21 protein-coding genes are annotated in these 24,100 nt (G+C 64.5%); 7 read left to right on the forward strand and 14 right to left on the reverse strand.

Annotated features, from left to right (window positions below):
- Positions 1–76: 76 nt before the first annotated feature.
- Positions 77–2,140: an alpha/beta hydrolase family protein gene (locus SH412_RS02450; RefSeq protein WP_336521921.1), complete on the reverse strand. Its 2,064-nt coding sequence runs from the start codon at positions 2,138–2,140 to the stop codon at positions 77–79.
- A 378-nt stretch (positions 2,141–2,518) separates the two neighbouring features.
- Between SH412_RS02450 and SH412_RS02455 the strand changes: the two genes are divergently transcribed.
- A complete protein-coding gene (locus tag SH412_RS02455; RefSeq protein WP_336521922.1) occupies positions 2,519–4,606 on the forward strand; it encodes an ATP-dependent helicase in 2,088 nt (695 codons plus the stop codon).
- Positions 4,607–5,203: 597 nt separating this feature from the next.
- Here the strand turns inward: SH412_RS02455 and SH412_RS02460 are convergent.
- From SH412_RS02460 to SH412_RS02480, 5 genes are all read right to left on the reverse strand, one after another.
- Positions 5,204–6,043, reverse strand: coding sequence for an ExeA family protein (locus tag SH412_RS02460; protein WP_336521923.1), 840 nt, complete (start codon positions 6,041–6,043; stop codon positions 5,204–5,206).
- Between the two features lie 242 nt (positions 6,044–6,285).
- Positions 6,286–6,774: a hypothetical protein gene (locus SH412_RS02465; protein WP_336521924.1), complete on the reverse strand. Its 489-nt coding sequence runs from the start codon at positions 6,772–6,774 to the stop codon at positions 6,286–6,288.
- A gap of 123 nt (positions 6,775–6,897) precedes the next feature.
- Entirely contained in the window at positions 6,898–7,281 is a 384-nt protein-coding gene (locus SH412_RS02470; protein ID WP_336521925.1) for a hypothetical protein, read from the reverse strand.
- 461 nt (positions 7,282–7,742) lie between these two features.
- On the reverse strand, positions 7,743–9,452 hold the full coding sequence (locus SH412_RS02475) for a S26 family signal peptidase (RefSeq protein WP_336521926.1): 1,710 nt from the start codon (positions 9,450–9,452) through the stop codon (positions 7,743–7,745).
- Positions 9,453–9,666: 214 nt separating this feature from the next.
- Entirely contained in the window at positions 9,667–10,743 is a 1,077-nt protein-coding gene (locus SH412_RS02480; RefSeq protein WP_336521927.1) for a Gfo/Idh/MocA family protein, read from the reverse strand.
- Positions 10,744–11,385: 642 nt separating this feature from the next.
- Here SH412_RS02480 and SH412_RS02485 point away from each other — a divergent pair.
- The 4 genes from SH412_RS02485 (at position 11,386) to wrbA (ending at position 14,635) form a co-directional block, all read left to right on the forward strand.
- Positions 11,386–11,592, forward strand: a complete 207-nt coding sequence (locus SH412_RS02485; RefSeq protein WP_336521928.1) for a carbon storage regulator — start codon at positions 11,386–11,388, stop codon at positions 11,590–11,592.
- Between the two features lie 121 nt (positions 11,593–11,713).
- Positions 11,714–12,097, forward strand: a complete 384-nt coding sequence (locus tag SH412_RS02490; protein ID WP_336521929.1) for a DUF2784 domain-containing protein — start codon at positions 11,714–11,716, stop codon at positions 12,095–12,097.
- A 362-nt stretch (positions 12,098–12,459) separates the two neighbouring features.
- A complete protein-coding gene (locus tag SH412_RS02495; protein WP_336521930.1) occupies positions 12,460–13,812 on the forward strand; it encodes a hypothetical protein in 1,353 nt (450 codons plus the stop codon).
- Between the two features lie 202 nt (positions 13,813–14,014).
- Positions 14,015–14,635, forward strand: a complete 621-nt coding sequence (wrbA, locus tag SH412_RS02500; RefSeq protein WP_336521931.1) for an NAD(P)H:quinone oxidoreductase — start codon at positions 14,015–14,017, stop codon at positions 14,633–14,635.
- 105 nt (positions 14,636–14,740) lie between these two features.
- On the opposite strand, the gene SH412_RS02505 is transcribed toward wrbA, so the two are convergent.
- The 4 genes from SH412_RS02505 to SH412_RS02520 all read right to left on the reverse strand — a co-directional run bounded on the left by SH412_RS02505 (position 14,741) and on the right by SH412_RS02520 (position 18,416).
- Entirely contained in the window at positions 14,741–15,646 is a 906-nt protein-coding gene (locus SH412_RS02505) for a cation diffusion facilitator family transporter (RefSeq protein WP_336521932.1), read from the reverse strand.
- Positions 15,647–15,717: 71 nt separating this feature from the next.
- Positions 15,718–16,101 (reverse strand): diacylglycerol kinase family protein, encoded by a 384-nt coding sequence (locus tag SH412_RS02510; RefSeq protein ID WP_336521933.1) that lies wholly within the window; start codon positions 16,099–16,101, stop codon positions 15,718–15,720.
- A 135-nt stretch (positions 16,102–16,236) separates the two neighbouring features.
- Positions 16,237–16,791, reverse strand: a complete 555-nt coding sequence (locus SH412_RS02515) for a hypothetical protein (protein WP_336521934.1) — start codon at positions 16,789–16,791, stop codon at positions 16,237–16,239.
- A gap of 257 nt (positions 16,792–17,048) precedes the next feature.
- Positions 17,049–18,416, reverse strand: a complete 1,368-nt coding sequence (locus tag SH412_RS02520) for a neutral/alkaline non-lysosomal ceramidase N-terminal domain-containing protein (RefSeq protein WP_336521935.1) — start codon at positions 18,414–18,416, stop codon at positions 17,049–17,051.
- A gap of 252 nt (positions 18,417–18,668) precedes the next feature.
- On the opposite strand from SH412_RS02520, the gene SH412_RS02525 reads away from it, so the two are divergent.
- Positions 18,669–19,493 (forward strand): SPFH domain-containing protein, encoded by an 825-nt coding sequence (locus tag SH412_RS02525; RefSeq protein ID WP_336521936.1) that lies wholly within the window; start codon positions 18,669–18,671, stop codon positions 19,491–19,493.
- A 12-nt stretch (positions 19,494–19,505) separates the two neighbouring features.
- On the opposite strand, the gene SH412_RS02530 is transcribed toward SH412_RS02525, so the two are convergent.
- The 4 genes from SH412_RS02530 to SH412_RS02545 all read right to left on the reverse strand — a co-directional run bounded on the left by SH412_RS02530 (position 19,506) and on the right by SH412_RS02545 (position 22,529).
- Positions 19,506–20,189, reverse strand: coding sequence for an NAD(P)H-hydrate epimerase (locus SH412_RS02530; RefSeq protein WP_336521937.1), 684 nt, complete (start codon positions 20,187–20,189; stop codon positions 19,506–19,508).
- Positions 20,186–21,286, reverse strand: coding sequence for a hypothetical protein (locus tag SH412_RS02535; RefSeq protein WP_336521938.1), 1,101 nt, complete (start codon positions 21,284–21,286; stop codon positions 20,186–20,188). The genes SH412_RS02530 and SH412_RS02535 overlap by 4 nt, the downstream gene beginning before the upstream one ends.
- Complete coding sequence (locus SH412_RS02540) at positions 21,283–21,795, reverse strand: anti-sigma factor family protein (protein ID WP_336521939.1); 513 nt, start codon at positions 21,793–21,795, stop codon at positions 21,283–21,285. The genes SH412_RS02535 and SH412_RS02540 overlap by 4 nt, the downstream gene beginning before the upstream one ends.
- 89 nt (positions 21,796–21,884) lie before the next feature.
- Entirely contained in the window at positions 21,885–22,529 is a 645-nt protein-coding gene (locus SH412_RS02545) for an RNA polymerase sigma factor (RefSeq protein WP_336521940.1), read from the reverse strand.
- Between the two features lie 335 nt (positions 22,530–22,864).
- On the opposite strand from SH412_RS02545, the gene eboE reads away from it, so the two are divergent.
- On the forward strand, positions 22,865–24,040 hold the full coding sequence (eboE, locus tag SH412_RS02550) for a metabolite traffic protein EboE (RefSeq protein WP_336521941.1): 1,176 nt from the start codon (positions 22,865–22,867) through the stop codon (positions 24,038–24,040).
- Positions 24,041–24,100: the final 60 nt, after the last annotated feature.

A 24,100-nucleotide genomic window follows, 5' to 3' on the forward strand; every position in this document is an offset into this window, starting at 1 on the left:
AAGGAAATCCAGCCTGCCGGGGGCGCACTTTCCCAAAATGCGCCAGATTTCCTGCCCGATGTGCGCCATCGACGCTCTACCTGGATCTGACCGGCTGATTTCGGCGGAGCGATTCCACGGCTTCACCAAAGAACCGCAGTCCCTCGGTCGCCCCGAGCAGTTCGTAGACTTTCCGCGTTTCGGCGTAGGCGTCGTGCAGCGGCGCACCGTGGACCGGGTGGTTCCCGCCGGTCATCCCGCCCGCGATCGCCAGTGGGCGGGGCGCGACCAGAGCCGCCAGGTGCGGAATGTCGCCGACATCGCGCAGGATTCCGGGGGCGATGGTTCCCAGGCGCTGCCCTTCGTACGGGCCATCGTCAATGTAGCTGACGAGCGAGTCGGAGGTCGTCACGGTTTTGATCCGGTCGTCGGTCGCGGCATCGCAGAGAGCGACGAGTCCTGCGGGTCCGAAACCCGCAATGCGGACGCGATCCGGACTGCCGAGGGCGTCGATCAGCCGGCGGACATCGTACGTCCACTGTCCGAGCAGGGGCCGGCCGATCCAGAGAGCCCACTCCGCCGTATTGTGGTCCGGCGCTCGACCGATTTTGTCGCCGGGCCGGGCGAGAGCCCCCGTCGCCCGTAGATCGAGCGTGACCACGGTGGCCCCGCTGGTTTTTAACCGGTTGTAGAACGGTCGCTGCCGCATCGATTCCGCCCCGTCCAGATCGAGCAGAATCCAGACGGCGGGCCGGGTTCCGGGGCCTTCCTTGCGGGCCGTGAGCGTGATGCCCGGTTCGGGCTGGAAGGTCACTTCGGTCGCGCCGGCCGCGGTCTCGACGGTCTGGGCCTTCAGGTCGGAGGATTCCGGGAAGCCTCCCAGGACCTTCCCGATGAGTCGTTCGCGGAGTTCGGTTCGTCTCTGCTTCCAGGCTTCGGCCGACGCCACCGGCTCGATCGCCGCGACGAGCCGGCGGCCTTCGGCAGCCGCAAACTGGGGGAGCGTCAGCCAGTCGTCGGGGCGTGCGTCTCCGGGGAAGCAGCGGATCGTTTCGGGGTCTTCGGTCTTGAGGTCGGGTTCCGGGAGTGGCTCGCCGGCTCCGACTCCTTTGAGCTGCTTTGTCATCCAGCCGTACATCGCTTCGCGCATGGCTTTGTTGTAGTCGTGCGGGGATTCGAAAATGGCGTGTTTGATCTGCTCCGGACGTTCCAGCAGAGCGAAGGTCGGCGTGGCGCCAGTGATCGACTTCTGCGCCTCGGCCACCGAGAACTGCGGCGCGTCCCGGGTCGCGTTGATCACCATCAGCCCGCGCGGGGCGACGAGCCCCAGAACGCCGGCTTCTTCCGTGGACTCTAAAGCCCCCGGCACAACCTCGCACATGCAGCAGGCGGCCCCCAGATACGCCTGGTAGTTGCCGACCGAGCAAACCGGCACGACGGCCCCGAAACGTTCGTCGAACGCCCCGGCGTACATCGTCTGATTCCCGCCGCCGCTGGCGCCGGTGATGCCGATCTTCGACGCAATCACTTCGGGTCGCGACTGCAGATAGTCCACCGCCCGCATGTTTTCATAGACCTGCAGGCCCGACAGCGGCCGGCCTGTGGGAAACAGCGTCGCGGCGACCATTTCGCCGTGGTACTCGCCGAGCGGCTTCTGGATTCCCCGCTCGCCGGCGCCGAGGGCGTCGACGGCCAGGACGAAGAATCCGTGTTTCGCGGCTCCGATACAGCGGGCCTGCACGACGGGGTCCTGCTTGGCGCCGCTCCAGTGTCCGTGGACCTGCAGGATCGCCGGGAACGGCCCCGGACCATCCGGCACGTAGGCCAGAGCCGTCATCCACAAACCCGGCAGCGTCTGGAAAACAAGTTTCTCGACGCGATATCCGTCCCGCTTCAGCTCGCCGAGTTTCCGCGGCTCCAGCGGACAGGCCTCGGCGGGAAATCCGCCCCAAGCGGCGAGGAGACTTTCGCGAAGCTTCGCCTTTCGCGAAGCCCAGTCTTCGGCCGTTGTCGGCGGTTGATCCGCTGCCCTCAAGGCAGCGGCCTGAGCTTTGATGAAGGCCGGGAATTCTTGAGTGCGATCGGTTTCGGTCGTCTGGCCCTTCGCCCAACTGCAGAGCCCGAGGACCAGGCCAAAGCCGACGTAGAGTGCTCGATTCATCCGGACAAACTCCGTGTGGCGGGATCGTTTCCTGATTCGCTCACAGCGTGCGGGAGTTGAGTCGCGGATGCAACTCGATTCCGGGTGGGGAAGCGAAGGAAGCGAACAGGGAGTAGTGAATAGCGAATAGCCAGAGGAGGACGGCTGATCGCATATCGCTGATCGCGTATCGCCAGACCAGATGAGACTTCACTTGCGGCCTCTGTTCCGACGATCCGCGATCAGCCCGCTTCCGTTCGACATTCCGGCTTCGTCATTCGACATTTCTTATCGTTGCGCCGTCGCGTGAAATCGGGCGCACCTGTACAAGCCGGCCCCGAAACTGGCGATTCCCTCCGCGAGTCGGCATGATGGCTGTTTCTCTCTCCGGAGCCTCGCATGTCAGGGATGACCGTCGCCGATCCTGCCGTTCTCGACCAGTTGCTGGCGGATCTGAATCCGCAGCAGCGGGCCGCCGCGCAGCACGGCCGCAGTCCCCTGCTGATCATCGCCGGGGCCGGCACCGGCAAAACGACGACGCTGGCCCATCGAGTCGCGTCGCTGATCGCCACCGGCATTGACCCTGGCCGGATTCTGCTACTCACCTTTACTCGCCGGGCCGCGGCGGAAATGATCCGCCGGGTGGATGCCCTGCTGCTGCGGATGCAGCGGACCGGGTCGCTGCATCACCGCGTCGTCGGTCGCGATGTCTGGGGCGGCACCTTTCACGCCGTCGCCACGCGTCTCCTGCGCATGCACGGCAAGATGATCGGCCTTTCGCCGGAGTTCACCATCCTCGACCGCAGCGACGCCGAGGACCTGTTGAGCGCGATTCGGGCAGAGTTGGAGCTCGCCAAGACCGACAAGCGGTTTCCCCTCAAAGGGACCTGTCTCGACATTTACAGCCGCTGCGTCAATATGCAGAAGCCGATCGAAGACGTCGTCAAGGACGCCTTTCCATGGGTGGTCGAGCAGGTCGGCGGCCTCAAGAAACTGTTCCAGGCCTTCACCGAGCGCAAAGAGAGCCAGCAGGTCCTCGATTACGACGATCTGCTCCTCTTCTGGCACGCCCTGATGACCGAACCTGGCTGCGGCGACATCGTCCGACAGAAGTTCGACTGCGTCCTCGTCGACGAGTACCAGGACACCAACACGCTGCAGTCGGAAATCGTCCGCGGTCTCTGCCCGACCGGCGAAGGCCTGACCGTCGTCGGCGACGACGCTCAGTCGATCTATTCGTTCCGCGCCGCGACGGTCCGCAACATCCTCGACTTTCCGCAGCAGTTCGACGGCGTCGCCGTCGTCCCGCTCGAACAGAACTACCGCAGCACGCAGCCGATTCTGCAGGCAACCAATCACGTGATTGCGCTGGCATCCGAAGGCCACCGCAAGACCCTCTGGTCCCAGCGCAACGAAGGCGCAAAGCCGAAACTCGTGACCTGTCTCGACGAAACCGAACAGACCGAGTACGTCATCGAGCAGGTCCTCGCCCATCGCGAAGCCGGGCTGGATCTCAAAAAGCAGGCGGTCCTGTTCCGCGCCTCGCATCACAGCCTGTCGCTCGAAGTCGAACTCGCCCGGCGGAATATCCTCTTTCACAAGTACGGCGGGCTGAAATTCGTGGAAGCCGCCCACGTGAAGGATCTGGTCGCTTTTCTGCGACTGGCGGAGAACCCGCGCGACAGCGTCTCGGCCCTGCGCATCCTGCTCCTCCTGCCCGGCATCGGACACAAGAAAGCCTCGCAGCTCGTCGACGACCTGCAGGCCAGCCAGGGGAATTTCACCGCGTGGGCCGGCTTTAAACCGCCCGCGGCCACGACATTGCATTGGCCGCTCTTTCTGGCGTTGCTTCGGATACTTTCCGGCCAAGGGGGCAAAAAGCTCGAACTGCAGGTCGAAGTCCACCACGTCCGGTCGTTCTACGCCCCGATCGTCGAGCAGAAGTACGACGACGCCCCTGCCCGGCTGCGCGATCTCGAACAGATCGAGCAGCTCGCGTCGCGCTTCGAGAGCCGGTCAGTCTTTCTCAACGACCTGACGCTCGATCCGCCGTCGTCGACGCAGGACTTCGCCGCCGATCCGCTGCTCGACGAAGACTATCTGACGCTGAGCACGATCCACTCGGCGAAGGGGCTGGAGTGGGAATCGGTCTTCGTGCTGCACGCCGCCGACGGCAACATCCCGTCGGACATGGCGACGGAATCGCCCGCGGAGATCGAAGAAGAACGCCGGTTGTTCTACGTGGCCCTCACCCGGGCAAAGACCTGGCTGACGGTCTGCCACCCGCAGCGCTACTACTTCCACTCCCGCCACCGGAGTGACCGGCACTCGTTCTCACAGCGGACCCGCTTCCTCCCCGAGGAGCTGATCGCCGACTGGGAATGCGTGATCGCGCGCCCGCAGAAAGTCGATCAGGGCGCCACTGGTCCCGTCTCGGACGTCACGACCGCCGACATCCGCAAACGGATCGGCCGCATGTGGGCCTGACGCAGGGAGCGCATGCCCGACTTCCGTGTCCTCGATCGTCCACGTCCCGTTCTGGCGGCGGGTGGCCGGGGCTGGACCGTTTGTCTTGCCCCATGTCTCCGCAACTCTTGGCAGGGCCAACGGTTGCAAAGGCACTGGTCTCCGTGCGTGTGTTTTCGGAAACCGTTCCCGGATCGTCGCTTACGTCGTTGGCGAAACAGGCCAAAAAACTCGTCGCCCAGAGCTTACGCCGCTGGGCGACATTGGTCCGCCCCTTGCGGAGTTGAAGAGTTGCGGTTGCTCTTCGACTCCGGAGGGGTCGCAGGAGGATTCGCGAACTCGACGAGACACGCATGTGCGACCCCGTCCGGGGTCGGCTCGTCGTATCGGGCCGCGTTCCGGGGGTGTCGTCGCTCCGCTCCTCAACCCCCAGCTAACTGTTTTTGACCCCTGCCGGGGTCAAAAACAGTTAGCTGGGCCGCAAGGAAACTCTGGAGCTGGATTTCCGGGGCATCGCGAAGACGCTCCTGCCCCGGCCACCCATCGTCCTGCACATTGAATCACAATTCGGCAAGCGGGAGTCGGCCCTGTGGAAATTCGGCTCAGGGTACGCGCTCTTCACGCCCGCCGCGCGAGCGGCTGCACGTCACCTGTCCCCGGCACGGCGATCCCCAGCTCGATCGCCGCTGCATCGACGACGTCGCAGTCGACCAGCGACAGCTCGTGGTCCATCGCCGCGAGCAGAGCGAAATCGCACAGCCGGGCGACCCGCGCGGGGATTCCCCGCGACTGGACCCAGACGCGAAACAGCGCCGGTGCGGTAAAGACGTCCCGGCTGGCGCCGGCTCGCCGCAATGTTTCCTGAATGTACTCGCTGCACTCCGCCGGCGTCCACGGCCCCAGTTCGATCCGCAGTTCGCTGAACTCTTCGAGTCTGGCGGCGGGGTTCGAGACTTGCGTCTGACGGGCGGCGGCGATGATGCACAGCGGCGCCGGCAGGGATTCCGCCAGCGAGAACAACCGCGTGGCGATCAGTTCGCAACCGGGCGAAGCCTGATCGAACTGGTCGAGTAACAGGACCAGCGGCGGACCGGTCAAGGTGCGGCCTTCGAGGTCCAGCTGCAGCATCCGCCAGAGCTGGCCCGCGCCGTCCGTCCCCGCGGCGGGCAGGCTGAGCGCATCGGTCAACTGCCCGAGCAGTTCGTCCCGGTCCATTCCCGCGCAATTCAGTCCGACGACCAGCCGCCCCATCCGTCGGGCGCGATCCTGCAGCATGGCGAGCAGGCAGGTTTTTCCGGTCCCGGCCGCACCGACCAGAAGCCCGCAACGGCGCGACTCTTCGACCAGAAACAGCAGCCGCGACAGCGCTTCGTCGGCGGTCGGTCCGCTCACGAACCACGCTCGATCGAGCGTCCGCTGAAAAGGTCGTTCGGCGAGTGACCAGTACCGCTTATACATTTGCAGGCATCCCTCTCCCGCATGGCCCACCGGCAGATTCTGCCGGCCTCTCGTCCTGCAATTCCGCACTATCGTTGTTATCGGCTGGGGAACGGGGAATGGCGAATAGGGAATAGGGAATAGCGAGTAGCCGGAGGAGAGGGGCTTATCGCAGATCGCAGATCGCTGATCGCCAGAGGCGGAAGCACTACCGATTCTGCCGACGAGCGATCGGCCATCTTCGTCTGGCTACTCGCTATTCCCTACTCCCTGTTCGCTCTCTTCATGTAGTACGCCTGCACGGCGGGAGCGCAGCTCTGACCGCAGGGGGACAGCGCACCGCAGCGCGCCTCGGGAGAATTTGCCCGCTGCACGGCGGTCCGCGTCCGAATGACGCCCCCCTCGGCGATGTCGTCGTCGATGTCTTCCCGGGTCAATCCGAAGCAGGCGCACAGCGGAGCGTCCAGATCTTTGCCCGGAACGGGACGCTGCAGCTCCGGGCGGGTCACCGATCCCCCGAGGTCGTCGAAATAGACGACGTCGCAGTCGGGATCGCCACAGAAGCAGGCCGAGTCGGTGAATCTCCGGCGCAGCTCTCCCGGAACCCAGGCGTCCAGCGTCGTCGTCCGTACCACGACGCCCGGCCCTTCGCAGGCAGGGCAGCGGCTGACGGTCTCATCGGGTTCGCGGACGAAGGCTTTGTTCATTCCGGGGGCAATCCAGTCCTGCGCCGGGATGGCGTCTGCATTCATGTTCGCAGCCGACGGGGCTTGCGTCGAGAGACTGGACGGCTTGTGTTGCCCGAAAACGTGCGGGAGCCGGGCAGCGCTCGCGCCGCCCGGCTCCCGCCGGTCGTGGGTGACGAATTCAGGATCTTACGGTTGAGTTTCCGCCGGCTCCTTCGAGCCGCGGGCGAAGTGGATCGAGCGGAACCAGGTCGACGGCTTGCTCCAACTGATCGTTCGATTGGGGCTGGGGGGGAAGCCGACGCCGGGCGGTTCGGGGATGTCTTCGGAAGGAGGCACCGGGGGAGGAGACAGCGGCGCGGATCCCGGGACGGGCATCAACCGCGGCGGGGAAGGGGATGGAACGGGATATCCGGGATCGACGGAATGCGGCGGCGCGGAGGCGACTTCGGCATCCTCGCGGGCGTCATACGGCTCGTATTCGGTCAGGTACGCCCGGGTCGCCAGACAGCCGCTGGACACGGGGAGCAACAGGAACGCGGCTGCGGCAGTGCGCCAGGAAAACCGGAACATGGCGGGCTATGCCTGAGAGGACCGTTGGCGACGTTTCACGGCGTTTCACCGGGAATGCCTGCCAGGCCGGTCGGAGAGCGAAACGGGATTGCAGCGACGCTGCGGCATTCAGAATCGGCCCGTTCCGCACGTCCGTCACAGGCAATTCCTGCCGATCCGCCCGACGTCGCAATCCGCCGGGCGGTTGTTTCGTCCGCACCTGTTCTGCCGGCCGACCACAACGCGCCCGCAGTAGCGATTCTGCCGGATCGCCCGGCAGGCGGACCAGGAGAAAGTTTGACAGGGAGGACGCGGAGGGCAGAAGCGGAAATGTCGAATGACGCAGGCGGAATGTCGAACGGAAGACGGAGAATTCGTGAGATTTGAGGAGGTGCGACGTCGGAAGCTTCCTCGCTTCCGTTTCGCCAATTCCCGACTTCTCTTCTCCGCGTCTCCCTGTGAAATCCTCCGCTCTTCACCGCCTACCGAATGAGCTTCATCCGGCTGAAGTCCGGCAGTCGCAACTGGGTTTCCCAGGGGCCGATCTTCAGATAGGCGGGCCGCGAGGGGAGGTGAACCATGAACGGCCGCCCGATCAGCAGGCTCCGCGGGACGGCGCCGTCGCCCCAGCGCCGGCTGTCGTGCGAAACCGGGCTGTTGTCGCCCAGCATGAAGTAAGAATCCCACGGCAGCCGATACGGGGTCTCGACGCCGTGAAGCGCCCGATCCGCCGTGTAGTAGACGTCGCGATAGACCATCAATTCGTCGACGACGGCATCGAGCGCCCGTCCGCCAAACCGGACCGCCGAGCGGGGGGCCTCGCTCAGTTGAGCGGGGACTTCGAACTCGAACGGGGGGAGCACGACCTGCCCGTCGATCGCCAGCAGCGCCTGCCGATCGATCAGCGACGCCTCGACGATCACCGGCCGGCCGGCGACTCCCGCCGGCAACGGTCCGGTCTGGGTGGGCTCGTTGCTGCCGTTGCGGTGCATGCGGCATTCGCGATGCTGAAAGTCGAGGACGTATGAAAACGTCTGCATTCCGTCGGTCAGTTCGACGACGAACTCGCCGTGACCGTATTCGACATCGAGCCGCAGCGACAGCATCACGTCGCGGAGGGGCACGGCGCCGGCATTCTCTTCGGGGGGGTTGTAGCCGTACTGGTCGGTGATCGGCGCCTCGTGAGAGATGTCGTACAGAGCCCGGACGGCCTGGCGAAAGAGGGCGTCTTCGGTATGAGCCAGGAGCTGATCGCGGAGGGCTTCCGAAAGAGCGCCTTCGTACGCCAGTTGACCGGTCTCGGCGTTCCAGTTCAGCCGGCCGCCGCCCGCCGGATCGGGAGGGTCGACATCCTGCGGCCAGGCGGCCAGGGGCACCCGGCTGGCGTGTCGCCCGCGAGCCCGCACCCAGTGGCGGTACTGCACCCACGAAAAGGTTTCCGCATCGACGCCGGCGGCCAGGCCGGATTGCAGCCGATAGGCCGCTCCATCGGCGAGCCACTGGGGGACGGAGTCGTGCTCATCCGCGTGCGGGACGACGAACCAGCGTTCTCGCGCGAGCGGGTCGCGCAAGGCTCGGGAGTTGTGATCGTGGACGGGAATCCGCATCGAGACCTGCCGCGCGTAATCCTTGCGGGCAATTTCGCCGTCGATGAAGACGTCGCCGCGCAGAATCTGCACGCGTTCGCCCGGCAGGCCGACCACCCGTTTCACGTAGGCTTCCTGCGGGTTCGCCGGGTTGCGAAATACGCAGATCTCCCAGCGCAGCGGCGGCCGGTATTCATAGGACGGTTTGCAGACCAGGAGTTGATCGCCGTGATTGCGGGGGACCTTCTCCAGGTGGATGTGCTCCTGCCCGCAGTTGGGGCAGACCGCGACCGAACGCCGTCGTTCGAGCTGTTCCGCCTCGCCGGTCGGATCGGTGTCGTAAGCCACGCCGAAGGGAAACGCGAAGCCGCACGTCGGGCAGGCGACCTGCTTGTGATAACCCAGGAGAGTCGGGGCCATCGATCCGGTCGAGATCATATAGCCTTCCGCCGCGAACGTGCGGAACAGCATGACGGCGAGGATGAGACTGATCACGGACTCGGAGAGCGATCGGGCCAGGCTGCGCCGGTCATCAACGCCGCCCCGCGCGACCTCCGGCGAGCCGGAGCCCCCGGCGGGATCGACCTGCTGCGGAGCTGACCACATGAAACTGCAACCGTGCAAGAAGACGGGCTCCGCCCGACGGGGGAACGGCGATCCAGGCGGATCGCCGACCAGCGCCCGATTCTAGGCCATCCCGCAGGCAGGGAGAATAGCAGCGGGGGTTTCGCGGGAAGTCCGGGTGGCAAAAGACGTTGCGAAGAGAGTTCGGGACGGGGATTGACCGCGGAGCTCCACGGTGAAATTCTCGACTGACTCGTTACGGCTTCACCGGCTTGCCGCTCTCGATGCTGCGGGCCTCGGCGTAGCAGACCTTCAGCGCGTCGCGGGCCAGTTCGCCGGACATCTGGGCCGGGACTTCACCCGTCTTGACCGCGTTAACCACCGTCTGCAGTTCGGCCGTGAAGGCGGCGCACCACTCGGCGCTTCCCTTGAGCTTCGGCTGCGTGACCTTGCCCCCGGTGATCAGCGTCAGCGGGCGGTCGGGACACCATTCGCCGCCGAGCGTTCCGGCGGAGTACTGCAGCGTCGCCTTTTCCAGGTACAGCTCGAAGCCGTGGGCGAAGGCCAGCCCGTCGGCGGCGATGCCGCCGCTGACCGCCGAGACCGCCAGGCCCGGATCGTCGAACAGATAGTTTGTGTGCACGTGGTTCACGAAGCCTTCTTCGAGCAGACCCCGGGAAAAGACCTGATTCGGCTTTCCGCAGAGCAGGCTGATGAAGTGGTTGTCGTGGATGTGCAGATCGATCCCCCAGCCGCCGAGCTTGCGGAAGTCGCTCATGTCTCCCGACCACTTGGGCGGCGCGATCACGCGGCGGAAGTGGGCGGCCCGCAGCTTGCCGTACTTGCCGGACGCGACCAGATCGCGGGCGTACTGAAACTCGGGAAAGAACGGCAGCACGTGGGCGACCATCAGCAGCTTGCCCGCCTTTTTCGCCGCAGCCACCATCCGGTCTGCAGCTTTCGGGTCGACCGCGATCGGCTTTTCGACGAGAACGTGCTTGCCGGCGGCGAGGGCCGCCAGGACGACCTTTTCGTGCTGGTCGTTCGGCAGGCAGACGTCGATCACGTCGAGGTCTGGATCGAGAATCATCTCTTCGTACTGGTCGTAGGCGCTGATCTTCGCCAGGTCGAGCTTCGGCCCCCGCGGTCCGAAGTTGCCCTGGATCGACGACCAGTCGCCGGCCAACTTTTCCGGACTGCGCGCGCAGATGGCGGTGACGGCCCCCCCCTTCAACTTGGAGCCGGCGATCTTGCCGGCTTCCGTAATCTTCGTGGCGCCTGCAAAGTGGGTCCAGCCCATGAAACCGATGCCGACAATGCCGATGCGAACCATGAGCGTCCTCGTTCTGCGCGATGGGGTGTGCCGCCGCGGACCGACCGCTCTCCAATAACCGGCGGACCGCGACCGACAGAATCACGGCGGTCCCGGCGAATTGCAAGGCGGCCCGTCGGTCCCGCCGCCAGCGACGTACCGGACGAGCTCCAGGTCGCTCTTGCTGACGCCGCGGAGCTTCTCCCGTCAGTGTCGCTCGACGAACAGTTTTGGGGCTGCCTGTTTTTTGGGCACCACATTGAGGCGACGGCAGCGTGGCCGGCAGTTTCTGCCGGTTGCTGTCTCTGATTTGCGTCACTTCCGGGTCGGGCTACATGTGGATCGAGCGTTTGCGGCGAATTCGGGCTGCCAAAATGGCGTTTTGACGGTGTTCAGTGTTTTTCTGGCACTGAACATTGCTCCTGGCGTTACGCTCTGCGCGGCTTTCTCCGATTTTCGGTTTTCTGCTGGAATTGGATTCAGGCGGGCTGTAATCTTTGTGACCACGCCATCGGGTTGATGACACTCCCGGCTGTACGGCCGGATTGGTTGTCCATTTTGCAGGAAGCTCTCCAGGGAACATGGCGAGCCTCTTTCGAAAACGGGTCCGGTGGTGGTCGGAGACCAGGGACGTGTTCAAGGACCAGGAAAGGGGTGTGGGCTATGTTGGTGCTGTCTCGCAAGCCGGGTGAGAAGATCCTGATTGGCGACAACGTGACGGTGACGATCGTGAGGATCGGACCGAACACCGTCAGGCTCGGGATCGACGCCCCGCGTGACATGAACATCGTCCGCGAGGAGCTGTGTGCTCCGGCCGGGCAGATCGACGACCACGACCTCTCCGGGCACGCCTCGCTCGACCCGATGTAACGGTCGTTCCCGGCAGGCACGAATTAAACGATTCATTACGCCGCCCGACCTCGCCTTGCCGCGGGGCCGGGCGGTTTGTTTTTTGACCCCGGCCAGTCCGATCGAGCAGGCTTTCGCCGCCATGTTGTCGCTTCTCGACCAGCTCTTCTTCGCGGTCCATACCCTGCTGATCGGCTTCAACATGGTCGGCTGGGCCTGGCGGCGGACGCGCACGCTGCACCTGGTCACCTTCGGACTGACGGCGTTCTCGTGGATCGTCCTGGGAGCGTTCTACGGCTGGGGCTATTGCGTCTGCACCGACTGGCACTTCCAGATCCGTCGACAACTCGGCTACGTCGACCCCGAGTCTTCGTACGTACAACTGCTCGTCGGCAAGCTCTGCGGAGCTTCCCTGACCCGGCCATCCGCCGACCTGCTGGCCGTCAGCATCTTCGTCGCAATCCTGGTCGCAACCACGGTCGTCTGGATCCGCGACTGGCGGCATCGAATACAGACGAAGCCGTAGGACAGGCTTCCGCTTGCCGACTTGTGCCACGATGACCGGGGCGTTCCGGACTCCGACGCCAGCCACCCTTCGGCAAGCTCTCCCCGCTCAGCGCGAGACATCACAGCTCTTCCCAATTTCAGTGTAGGGTGAGTCGAGTCCGCGAGGCTCACCTCTGCGATAACGAGTTATGGTGAGCCTCGAAGACTCGACTCACCCTACCGCTTGCCCAGACGGAACTTGGAAAGGGCCGTGCGCGAGACGCGACATCCGCGGCATTTCGCCATCGGGAGCGTTATCATGCCGCAATGGAGTCCGGGAGCGCCGCCTCGCGCCGCTCTCCTGAGTTTGAAGGTGCCAATGATTTCTGGAGCAGGTTGACTATGCGTTACTGGTGGCAGGCATTCTGTTTGTCAGGCATCCTGGCGACCTCCGGCTGGGTCGGACTGCTACAAGCCGCCGACCCTCCGCCTGCGTCGCTCACCGAAGTCGTCAAGGTCATCGACCTGCGCAAGCTCCCCTTGCTGAAGGACGCCGACAAGCCGGCGGAATCGGCGGCGACCGTGATTCGATACGCCGCTCCGTCCAAAGTGGCGCCCGCCTTCGACTTCTATGAGGCCGCGCTCGGAAAACTCGGCTGGAAAGTCAGCACCGAGCCGGGCGGCAAGCTGGTCACCGACGACTACGCTCAAGGCATGTTTCTGAAGCAGGGGTATCAGCTCTCGCTGTCACTCTTTCCGGACGCCTCGAAACCGGGAACAGTTTCCGTCACGCTGCTCAACCTGGGCAATATCGACACCCGCAAGCTCCCCGCCCCCCCGAAGTCAAAAGTCCTCTACGGCTCCCCGGCCTCCACCATTCATGTCACTCCCGCCAAGGTTGCCGAAGTCGCCGAGCAGGTCCGCAAGGAATTGAAAACCCGCGGCTGGCGACAGTATGTGCCGCCGTTTACCGCGCTGGCGGACAATCCGGACCAGGTGCAGCTCACTTTCTTCCAGAAGGGTTTCAATCTGAGCGCCTATGTCGCCGTCGCCCCGGCTCAAGGCGGTCAGACGACCGTGCAATACGCCACGACGCTGCTGGTCCACGAACTCCCTGCGCCGGACGACGCCGAGAAGCTGGAGTTTGACACGAACCGCCCCTATCTGGCCTGCAAAACGGACCTGAAGCCCGCCGAGCTGGCCGGATTCTACAAAATGGCGCTGACGGAGCTGGGCTGGAAGTGGCGCGACGCCAACAAGTCCGAGGACGCCAAGGCCACCTGGTTCTGCGACGGCAGCGACAAGAGCGTGCTGATCATCGAACTGAAGCCGAAGGATGCGCCGCAGTCGGACTTCAAGATCGAGTTGATTTCGGCGGAGCGGATTGCGGAAATGAGCAAGCCGAAATCGACCAAACCGGCGGCGGACTCAAAGTCGAAAGCTGTGCTCGCCGCTCGCAAAGTTCCCCTCCCCAAAGGGGTCGGCGAAGCCGAATACGACGCCGACGCGAAAGAAGTCCGTTTCTCCAGCCGACAGCCGGTGAAGGCGCTGATCGAGTTCTATCGCAAGGAGCTGACCGGCCAGGGTTGGAAGGAAGACAAGGACTTCACCGTCGCCGAGGAAAACGTCGGCTCGATGTCCCTCAAGAAGGGGGGCGTCGAGATCGAGTTCGAGATGCTGAATCTCGGCCTGGGGGGCGGGACGGACGTCACGGTTTCCGGGAACGGATTGAGCTGGGAACCGGCGAAGGAGTAGAGAAACCGACAGGCCCAGTACCGCAATCGCTCGGGTGGCCGGGGCAGGAACGTCTTCGCGACGCCCCGGTGTCTTCACCGATCGACTCCCGGTTTGGCCCCCTTGGTCTGCAGCTCGAATGGTCTACCATGTGTCAGTCGACCGTTCCGGCGGCTGACAGCGGCGATCCAATTTCATCTCGTGCTTTCCGCGGAGCAGAACAATGTCTGTCAAAGTCCAGATCGTCTTTCACAGTCTCTACACCCACGTCTATCAGCTCGCCGAGGCGATTGCTGAAGGGGCGCGGGAAGTCAGCGGGGCCGAGGTCCTCCTCGCCCAGGTCCCGGAAACATTGCCTGCCGAAATCCTGGAGAAGATGGGCGCAACCGCCGCGAAGAAGTCGTTTGCCCATATCCCGGTCGCCGATCCGCACGTGCTGGCCGACGCCGATGCGATCATTCTCGGGACTCCGACGCGCTTCGGGGCCTCCACCGCGCAGATGCAGGCCTTCCTCGACGCCACCGGCGGGCTGTGGGCCAAGGGGGCGCTGATCGGCAAGGTGGGGAGCGCCTTCACCTCGACCGCCAGCCAGCACGGAGGCCAGGAAACCACGCTCGTCCACCTCCAGACGTTCTTCTATCACCAGGGCATGGTCGTGGCGGGCGTCCCTTACGCGGCGAAAGAACTCTCCGAACTCAACGAAGTGACCGGCGGCAGTCCCTATGGCGCTTCGACGATCGCCGGCCCGCGCGGCGAGCGGACGCCGACCGCCAACGAACTGGCGATCGCCCGTTTCCAGGGAAAGCACATCGCCCAGATCGCGGCGAAGCTGGCCGCGAAGTGACGCGTCTCAAGACTTTGACGAAGCCAGCAGGTGAAGGGTGGCCGGGGCAGGAGCGTCTTCGCGATGCCCCGGAATCCTTCGAAAACCTGGCGGTCTCAACGCCTCTCACCCATGCCGATGCGGAAACGGCTCCAGGTGCACCAGCACGTCGCGAATCGACATGAACCCTTGCACCAGCCGGTCCTTCACCAGATGGCCGATCCGGTGCCCTTCCTCCACGGTCAGCGTGGCGTCGACCTCGATGTGTATATCGACCAGGTACTCCATCCCCGTCTTCCGCACCCGGAGCTTTTCAACAGCCCGGACGCCGGGAACGGCTTCCGCAGCAGCCCGGACCTGATCGACCAGCCCGGCGTCCGCCTGCGGGTCGAGCAGCTCGCGCACGCTCGACCGGAGCAGCCGCCCGCCCGCCCAGAGGATCGCGAGCACAACCACGAGAGCGGCGACTTCGTCCGCCCCGATGTAAGCGGCTCCCCCCCAGCGAACCAGTCCCAGCCCGATCAGCACCGCCAGCGAGCACAACGCATCGCTCCGGTGGTCCCAGGCATTGGCCACGATCGCCATGGAGCCCGTGCGGAGGCCGACGCGCCGGTTGTAGCGGTACAGCCCTTCCTTGATCACCGCGTTCGCCCCCGCGATCCACAGCGTCCACACGGGAGGCAACTCGTGCGGCAAGGTCAGCCGGCTGAGCGCCTCCCATCCCAGAAAGAGCGCCGACAGCAGAATCAGCAGCGCGACCTGCGACGCCGCAATCGTCTCGGCGCGCGTATGCCCGTAGGGATGCTCGACATCGGCCGGCCGCTGCGCATACCACAGCGCCGCCAGCGTGATCACCGAAGTCACCGAATCGCCCAGCGAGTTCACCGCATCCGAAATGAGGGCGAAGGAATTCCCGAGAATACCCCCCGCAAGTTTCGTCACGCCGAGCGCCAGATTGACGATCAGTCCGAGCAGCGCGGCGCGGATCGCATCGCGATAGAGCGGCGTCGGACTGGAGGTCTCGGGAATCACGCAGATCTTTCTCGGGACTGACGGAACCGTCGACACGCCTCGGACGCGGCAGTTTCCCGCTGCCGTGGTCCTCAGGGAACAATCCCTGTTCTTATCAGCGAGGTCCACAACGGCGGTCCAAACAGACACGCTCCCACCAGAATTGCCGTCACCGCCGCACACAGCACCGCCCCCGCCGCCGCATCTTTCGCCTGACGCGCCAGCGGGTGGACTTCGGCGGTCGTCAGATCCACGGCGGCTTCGACCGCGGTATTCATAATCTCGGATGCGAGGACCAGCCCGATCGTCAGGATCAGAATCGCCCAGCGTACGGCGTCGAACCCGACGACCGCCGCGGCGATCACGGCCAGGACTCCGATGGCGAGCTGGATCTTTGCGTTGCGCTGCGACCGGACGGCTTCCGCCAGTCCGGTCATGGCGTGTCGCAAGCTGCGGAGAAAAGGGGGCTGCTTCACTGCGGCCTGCTTCACTGCAAACGAGGAATTGACGACCGGTCCGCCAACGCAGAAGCCCAGGTCATTTCGACCTGGGCTTCATACGCATGATCTCGTCGAGAAACGCCGGACAGCAGCCCGGTCAACTCGCGAAAACTACTTCACCAGCGCGTCGCTGGCCTTGACCACCTTGCTGATGGCGTCCTTGGTCAGCTCGCCCTTGTTGAAGGCGTGGCTGCTCGTGACCTTGCCTTCGACCCACATCATGACCGTGACGTCGGCCTTCGGATTGATCTTGTAGCCGTCCGGGCCGGCGGTGCCGTCGAACGTCGTCAGCGGAAGCTGCTCGATCTTGTTCTTCTTGGCGGCGTCCGCCAGCGTCGTACGAGCCGCTTCCGGCTTGTCACTCATCAGAACCACGAAGCCGGCCATCCGCTCGTCGCGGTGCTTGGCGACCACGCCGTCGAGTTCCTTCGCCAGGGCGGCGACTTCGTCATTCATTTCCTTCGCGAAGATGCTGACCACCGGCTGGTTGCCGTAACGGCAACGGTAGCACAGTTCGCTCCCCTTCTGCGGGCCGGTCACGTCGTAGACGTAGAACGGCGGGACGCTGGCGCCCTTGTCGAGACCCGAAGTCACTTCGCCAGCCGAAACTGCCAGCCCGGCCGTCATCACAACCGCTGCTGCCAACGATGCGAGAAAACGCTTCATCGATGCCTCCTCCGCAAATCGAAACCGCAGACACTCTTCGACGCCGACACGACGTCCGGTCTGCAACTGTGTCTTGAATGGCCGCCAACCCTGGCTGCCGACGCAACCGATTATAGCCGTCCAGCAAGACGACCGTTTGTGAAGAGTCTCACAGACCGCGCCGAATTTCGCAAGTGGCTGCTTTGCGAGCTCACAGAGTTTGGACCGGACTGCGAACAGAGTGAGAACGCGCAGTTGAGGCAGGTTGCGAAACGACATCACGGCTGCGCCAGACGCTCCCACGCGCGATGCACGCCCCCCACAATCCGTTCCTCGACATCGGGGGCGAACGGCCCCGGGAACCCCGTGTAGAGCATCGCCCCGCCCGCTTCGTAGCCCCCTTCATTCAGCACCCGCCGGCTCGGCACGTAGCCGAACACGTCGTTGGAATAGCCTGCCACCCACAACGCCGACCCCGGCTTCGACCACTCCCGCTGCAGCCGCAACGAGTAATCCACAACCACTTCGCCGCTGAGCGCCACGAGCGTCAGCTCGTTCCCCAGCCGCACGCCGTGAATCAGATACGGGTACTCGACGTCGATTTTCCCGCGCGTCTCCAGTTGCTCAATCAGTCGCTTCGCGTGACTCGCTTCATACTTGTTGGCCGACTTCGCCTGCACGTCCAGTTCTTCCCGGCTCGCCGGCGGCGCGAACTCCAGCACGACAGTCTCCAGCGCCGTCGCCAGCGTCCCGGTCAGCGGCGTCGGCGTCGGCAGCAGCGCCGTTTCCACAGCGTTCGCCAGCGACCGCCCGTGCTGCTGGGCCAGTTCCAGCTTGCCGCGCGGATACGGATTCTGATCGCCGCCGCAGCCCAGCATGAACAGGGCCGTGACGTCCGGATGGGCCTCCTGCAGATACTCCTGGGCATAGCCTGCATAATCGCCGCAGAACTCGTAGAAGCCCAGCGTCGTGTTGTGGCACGCGTAGCCAAACAGCACCGCCCGCAGTTGACCGTCGGGCGACTCCACCCGGATGATCGGCACGTTGTGGTCCACGGGACCTTCGGGATACGGGCTGTTCTGATAGCCCTTCGGACTCGGCAGCCGGCGATTCATCGCGAAGCCGCAACGGGCGTGGGAATAGCCCAGCTTCGATGGCGTCAGATTTGCCAGCGCCCGCTCGACCGTTTCAAACAGTTTCTGTTCGAGTTCGACCGCATAGGCCGCATTGAGGGCCTTCGCATCGTCGCCGGGATTGACCGTAATCCGGCTGCCGCGCAGCTCCGGCCCGCAGTGCGTATGCGAGGCGTTCATCAGCAGCGATTCGGCCGGCAGCCCGTGCTTCTGGTGCAGTTTCGCCGCCAGCGTCTCCCGCATCGTCCGCGGCACGCCGATCAGGTCGAGCGTCAGAAATACGACTTTCCGATCGTTGGCGTCGCTGATTGCCAGCGCCTTGGCAAACAAGTCCTGCGCCACCCCCTCCGACGGTTTCGTCCGCGACGCATACCCCGCCATCCAGAGCGACTGCTCGGGCGTAATCTTCGTACTGGCGACGCCGGCCTTCCAGATGGCGTCTTCCGCACGCACGATGACCGGCGCTCCCAGTAGGAGGGAACTCAATGCGAGGCAGGCCGCGGTCCTGAGCATATACGATCTCCTTGGCGGGGCGGGGTGACGGGCGGTGAGCGGGCACGGAATGGCACTGTAGCCGACCGGATTCCGGAATGCAGCAGGATTTTCACGCGACGCATCACCCTCTGGACGAAATGCATGCCCCGACGATGTCCGCGTGAACCGAACGACGCGCCCGTCCGTTAGACTGGTGCAGCCGCACGCCGTTCTCGTAAAGGTTCTGCCATGACTCAGGAACGATCGACTCTACCATCCGACGGTTGGCAGATGCTGACCATCAACCTGGTCGCACTCGTCGCGGGAGGATTGTGCGTCGTTGGCGGCGCATTGCTGGAGTCACCGTTTGTCGCGGTGACCGGCGTCCTGATCGCCATCGGCGCCGTCATCTCCCTCACCGGTCACTTCACCCTCGCCCCGAACGAAGCCTGCGTTCTCAGCCTGTTCGGCCCGTACATCGGCACCGTCCGCGAAGCCGGCTTCTACTGGGCCAACCCCTTCTACACCAAACGCAAGATCTCGCTCCGCATCCGCAACTTCGAAGGGACGAAGCTCAAGGTCAACGACAAGCAGGGGAATCCGATCGAAATCGCCACCGTCGTCGTCTGGCACGTTTCCAACACCGCCGAAGCCATCTTCGACGTCGAAAACTACGAGCACTACGTCCAGGTCCAGAGCGAAACAGCGCTGCGGCACCTCGCCAACAGCTACGCCTACGACCACGGCGAAGAGCACGAGATCACGCTCCGCAGCGGCGTCGACGAGGTCTCCGGGACGCTCAAGCAGGAACTGACCGAACGCCTCGCACGGGCCGGCGTCGTCATCGACGAAACCCGTCTGACCCACCTGGCCTACGCTCCGGAAATCGCCGGCGTCATGCTCAGGCGGCAGCAGGCCGAAGCGATCATCGCCGCCCGCCAGAAAATCGTTCACGGCGCCGTCAGCATGGTTGAAATGGCCCTCCGCGAACTCGGCGAGAAGCAGATCGTCGAACTCGACACCGACCGCAAAGCCAGCCTCGTCAGCAACCTGCTGATCGTCCTCTGCAGCGAATCCGAAGCTCAGCCGGTCATCAGCACCAAGAGCGGCGAATGACGGCCACTCGCTTCACGACCTCTGCGTGGCGATCTCCCGCACCAGCTTGCGCGGCGCGCCGATATCAATCACCTCGACGCGCCCCACATATTCCGCCGCAGCGGGGACATCGAAGCCTCGCTTCCGGGCGACGAACGTCGCCGTATAGCGCGCCCGCACCGCCGTTCCCAGCGGCAGACCGGTATCGCAGTCCAGTCCGCTCGGCAGATCCACGGCAAACGTCTTCAACCCGCAGCCGTTGATCGCGTCGATCACGGTTGAAAACGGCGGCCGGACCGGCCCCTGCAATCCCGTCCCCAGCAGAGCGTCGACGATCCAGTCCGATCCCACCAGGGCCGCCGTCCAGTCCTGCGGACGACCGCGATCTCCCGTCAGGACGCGCAACGGCGTCCCCGCCCGCTGCAGCACGTGCAGATTAACCGCCGCGTCGCCGGTCAGCTCTTCCGGCGCGACGCACAGCAGAACGTCCACGCGATGGCCGCGGTTTTCCAGGTGCCGCGCGATGACAAAGCCATCCCCGGCGTTGTTCCCCTTGCCGCAACAGATCGCCACCCGACCGCGAATGCCGAGCTGCTCCAGCCAGAGCGCCGCCCCGGCCCCGGCGTTCTCCATCAGCACCAGGCCCGGCAGGCCGTACTCTTCGATGGCCCGTCGATCGACTTCCCGGACCTGCGCCCGCGACAAGGCGGGCGTCACTTCGCATCGCCCGGCGGCGGTCCCGGCGGTCGCGGTCCGCCCGGGGGACCGTTGTCGAGAAAACTGCGGATGCGTTCGCCCGGCCGCTGCGGCCCGCCGCCGTCGCCATTGCGCGGCGGGAATCCGGGGCCGCGTCCGTCGGAGCCTGAACTGCGATCGCCGGGGCGTCGCCCCGGTCGCAGTAGCATCAGTCGCTCAAAATCGGGGTCGGGATGCTTCTTGAAATAGGCCCGGATCATCTCCCGCCGCCATTCGTCGCGCGTGAGCTGATTGAGTTCGAAGCGCTGGGAGGGTTCCAGGTCGGAAAAATACTTCACCAGCGTGGCGTCATCGGGAGTCCGTTTCTCGATCTCCCGGTGCGTCTCGTGAAACAGCGACCGGCCGATGACCCCCGCCCAGGCGCCCCAGAGCATCCGCTGACGGTCGGGCGTCGACAAAAAATCCCGCACTGCCGGCGTTTCCACGGCTTCGAGCATCTTATCGAAGGGGAGCACGATCGCGCCGGCGTCGATCGGCGGACGCCACAGATTCCCTGCGATCGCCCAGGCTCGCTCCAGCTTGCCGATGTCGTCTCCAGCCTCCGGCAGTCGCGCCTGTCGGTCTTCCGGCAGAGCACTCTTGACGAGCTCCAGAACGGTCAGCAGCTCGGAAGTTTCCAGAGTCGGCACCTGCCACGGATTGCGACTGCCGGACTCCAGCTCCGGGAGGGGCATCTCTTCCTTTTCGACCTGCTCCTTCCGGAACTTCTCGACCAGATCCCGCCGCTTGTTGATGTCCTGCTCCAGCCGCAGTTCTTCCCGCTGACCCGGCGTGAGCGTCTGCAGCCAGGCCGTATAGGTCGCCATCAACTGCTTCAAGCCGGGATCGCTCTCCACCGTCGCACTCAGATGGCGATAGGCCGCCTGTTCTTCCGCAGTCAACTGCCGGAAGGTTTCGATGTTCTTCTGCAGCCGCGCGCGATCCTCCGCAGTCATCTGCTTGACCCGGTTCGCGCGTTCCGCAAGATTCACGTCGTCGCCGGCCGCGGCTGGCCGACCGGCGAACAGCCAGACGACCCCGAGCATCCCCATGACGACGAACGTCAATGGACGGCTCATGGGGAGCCTCCCTGACCGACGGGCTCCGCGAACGCGTTAATCTTCTTCAACTGCTGCAGAAACTCCACGTCCTTGACGTCCTGATACTGATGCAGCTTCTCCAGCAGCGGAAGATCGCGGAGCACTTCCTCGTGCGGATTCGGCACCCACCGGCTCGTGATCTGAAACCCGATGGCGGCCGAAAGCAGAATCGCAATCGCCCAGACCGCCACCACTCGACCTCGCCGGACGTACTCGAACCACGGCTGGTCGGTGATCGGCGTGCGAGTTTCGGCCACCTTGAGAGTGGACATGGTCGTTTCGGCAAAGTCAGTCGGGGCGGCGACTCGCGGGAGCACGTCCAGCAGTTCCCACGTCCGCGCCAGTGCTTCGACCTCGTGCCGGGCGACTTCGCTCCGGGCCAGCACCTGATCGATCTGTCCGGACCGCGACTCATCCAGCTCGCCATCCAGGTAGGCGACCAGGTCGTCTCGGTGCTCGGCAGTCAGTCGCGGGGCTTTGTCCATCACACCGTCAATTGTCGTTCTGAAGCCTTCAGGTTACGGCCTTTGCAGGCCGTCTCACTCCACGTTCGCCGGATTTTCCGGCCGGCCTCAACTCAAGCGGACTTGTGAATCTGGATGTAGGCGTCCAGCACCTGCCGCAGGTTCTCCCGGGCGCGGGACAACAGCGACTTCACCGCGGCCGGCGTCATCTCCATCGCGTCCCCGATGTCCTGGTAGCTCATATCTTCGAACTTGTGCAGCAGCACCGCCATTCGCTGGCGCTCGTTCAGTCCCAGCAGCGCCTCGTGCACGACCGCCTGCATCTCAATCTTGTCGAGCTGTCGCGTCGGCATCAGCGCCGACTTTTCCTGAACCAGCGATTCTTCCGGCCGAACCCCCATCATGCTCGACTCGCCCCCCGCAAACGCCACTTCGCGCTTGCGGCCCCGGTCCCGGCGGGAATTGCTCGCCAGATTGTTCGCGATCCGGAAAATCCAGGTCGAAAACCGCGCGGTCGGAACGTAACCGTGACGCGAACGATAAATTCGCAAAAAGACTTCCTGCGCCAGGTCTTCGGCCTGCTCCTGACTCTGCAGGTGGTGGGAAAAAATGTTGACCAGCCGGTCCTGATACGCCTTCACGAGTTGAGAAAACGCCTCGTCATCGTCCTCACGGGCGCGCAGCATCAACTGGACTTCCGGGTCGTGGAGATACCCGGAGTCTTCCTTGGCGACGGGCACGCTCGTCGAAGACGCCACTGAGGCAACCTGAATTTCGTTTGCGGGCGAACCGCGGTTCGCCCGTATGACAGACCAAACACCAGGACCGCCGGAAAGTTTCTGCCAGGCAGCAAAGCCTTTCCGGCAAAACGATATCGACGTTCCAACAAGTATATTCTCACCGACCTCCAGCGTCTGCCCCAAAGCTCGGGCTTCGGGAATCGGGCCTCGGGCTTCGCAGAAAAGATCGGTGAAGCGAATTGCGAGGCTCAACATCCCGTGGTATCAGGAAATGTCCGGTCATCCCTGCTCGCGACCTTCCAGCGGCCATTTGCTCTGCGAAGCCCGAATCCCGAATCCCGAAGCCCGCCGCAATGCCATTCTCCCCCCTCCCCCTCAGCTATTGCACGAACGTCCATCCCGGCCGCACTCTCGCCGAGGTGGAAGATGGTCTCGACCGCTACACCGTCGACATCCAGCGGCGATTCGGTCATCCCCTGGCCGCCGGGCTCTGGCTGGCCCAGCCGATCATCCGGGAATTGCAGTCCACCCCCGACGCAGTCGCCCAGTTCCGCGACGGGCTCACTCGTCGCGGCCTGACCTGCCACACGCTCAACGCCTTTCCCTACGGCGATTTCCACAGCGACCGCGTCAAAGAGCAGGTCTATCTCCCCGACTGGACCGATCCCCGCCGGGAGGGATACACCCTGCATTGCGCAGAAGTCCTGGCTCAGCTCCTGCCGCCGGAGACCGACGGGAGCATTTCCACGGTGCCGCTGGGCTTCAAAGCCCTCGCTGATCGTCCCGGATTCATCGAGACGTGTATCGAACGGCTGCTGAACCTGACCGTCGCCCTCGACCGGCTGCGCCAGACCACCGGCCGCACGATTCGCCTGGCGATCGAACCCGAACCCCTCTGCGTCCTCGAAACCACGCCGGAAGCGATCGCCTTCTTCGAAAAACTCTTTGCCGCTGCTGCAACTCAGGGAATCGAACCGCTGGCCCGCAATTTCCTGGGGCTGTGCTACGACGTCTGCCATCAGGCCGTCGAATTCGAAGATGTTCCCGCCTCGCTCCGCCAGCTCCGTTCCGCAGGCATCCGCATCAATAAACTCCACATCTCCTGCGCGATCCACCTGGACGATCCTGGCCGCAATGCGGAAGGCCGGGCCGCGCTGGCCCGTTATGTCGAACCCCGTTACCTGCACCAGACGTTCGCCCTGCTCCCCGACGGCGGCCGGATCTCGGCGACGGATCTCGACGCCGATCTCGCCTCCGCCCCGCCGGCCGAATTTGCCAACGCCACCGCATGGAGAATTCATTTCCACGTCCCGGTCGACTCCGAAGCGCTCGGCCCCCTCCGGACCACCCGCCCCGAACTGCGCCAGGCCCTGGAGACAATTCGCGACTGGGACGACGCTCCGCACCTGGAAGTCGAAACCTACACGTGGGAAGTCCTGCCGGACGGAGGTCGGCCGCAGCTCGCCGAAGGCTTCGCCCGCGAACTGACCGCGACTCGGGCGCTGCTGGCCGAAATCGCCGCACGGTGATTCGCTGGACTCGACCGCAGTTGGTCGTGGTATGCTGTCGGGCGCTGTGAAAACCGACCG

The sequence above is a fragment of the Planctellipticum variicoloris genome (genome assembly GCF_030622045.1).
Taxonomy (GTDB): Bacteria; Planctomycetota; Planctomycetia; order Planctomycetales; family Planctomycetaceae; genus Planctellipticum; species Planctellipticum variicoloris.

Coding starts and splice junctions, on each gene's coding strand:
- SH412_RS02480 (WP_336521927.1), bottom strand. CDS start 10,743: ATGGTTCGCATCGGCATTGTCGGCATCGGTTTCATGGGCTGGACCCAC.
- eboE (WP_336521941.1), top strand. CDS start 22,865: ATGCCATTCTCCCCCCTCCCCCTCAGCTATTGCACGAACGTCCATCCC.
- SH412_RS02535 (WP_336521938.1), bottom strand. CDS start 21,286: ATGAGCCGTCCATTGACGTTCGTCGTCATGGGGATGCTCGGGGTCGTC.
- SH412_RS02495 (WP_336521930.1), top strand. CDS start 12,460: ATGCGTTACTGGTGGCAGGCATTCTGTTTGTCAGGCATCCTGGCGACC.
- SH412_RS02475 (WP_336521926.1), bottom strand. CDS start 9,452: ATGTGGTCAGCTCCGCAGCAGGTCGATCCCGCCGGGGGCTCCGGCTCG.
- SH412_RS02525 (WP_336521936.1), top strand. CDS start 18,669: ATGCTGACCATCAACCTGGTCGCACTCGTCGCGGGAGGATTGTGCGTC.
- wrbA (WP_336521931.1), top strand. CDS start 14,015: ATGTCTGTCAAAGTCCAGATCGTCTTTCACAGTCTCTACACCCACGTC.
- SH412_RS02515 (WP_336521934.1), bottom strand. CDS start 16,791: ATGAAGCGTTTTCTCGCATCGTTGGCAGCAGCGGTTGTGATGACGGCC.
- SH412_RS02465 (WP_336521924.1), bottom strand. CDS start 6,774: ATGAATGCAGACGCCATCCCGGCGCAGGACTGGATTGCCCCCGGAATG.
- SH412_RS02520 (WP_336521935.1), bottom strand. CDS start 18,416: ATGCTCAGGACCGCGGCCTGCCTCGCATTGAGTTCCCTCCTACTGGGA.
- SH412_RS02490 (WP_336521929.1), top strand. CDS start 11,714: ATGTTGTCGCTTCTCGACCAGCTCTTCTTCGCGGTCCATACCCTGCTG.
- SH412_RS02460 (WP_336521923.1), bottom strand. CDS start 6,043: ATGTATAAGCGGTACTGGTCACTCGCCGAACGACCTTTTCAGCGGACG.
- SH412_RS02450 (WP_336521921.1), bottom strand. CDS start 2,140: ATGAATCGAGCACTCTACGTCGGCTTTGGCCTGGTCCTCGGGCTCTGC.
- SH412_RS02470 (WP_336521925.1), bottom strand. CDS start 7,281: ATGTTCCGGTTTTCCTGGCGCACTGCCGCAGCCGCGTTCCTGTTGCTC.
- SH412_RS02455 (WP_336521922.1), top strand. CDS start 2,519: ATGTCAGGGATGACCGTCGCCGATCCTGCCGTTCTCGACCAGTTGCTG.
- SH412_RS02485 (WP_336521928.1), top strand. CDS start 11,386: ATGTTGGTGCTGTCTCGCAAGCCGGGTGAGAAGATCCTGATTGGCGAC.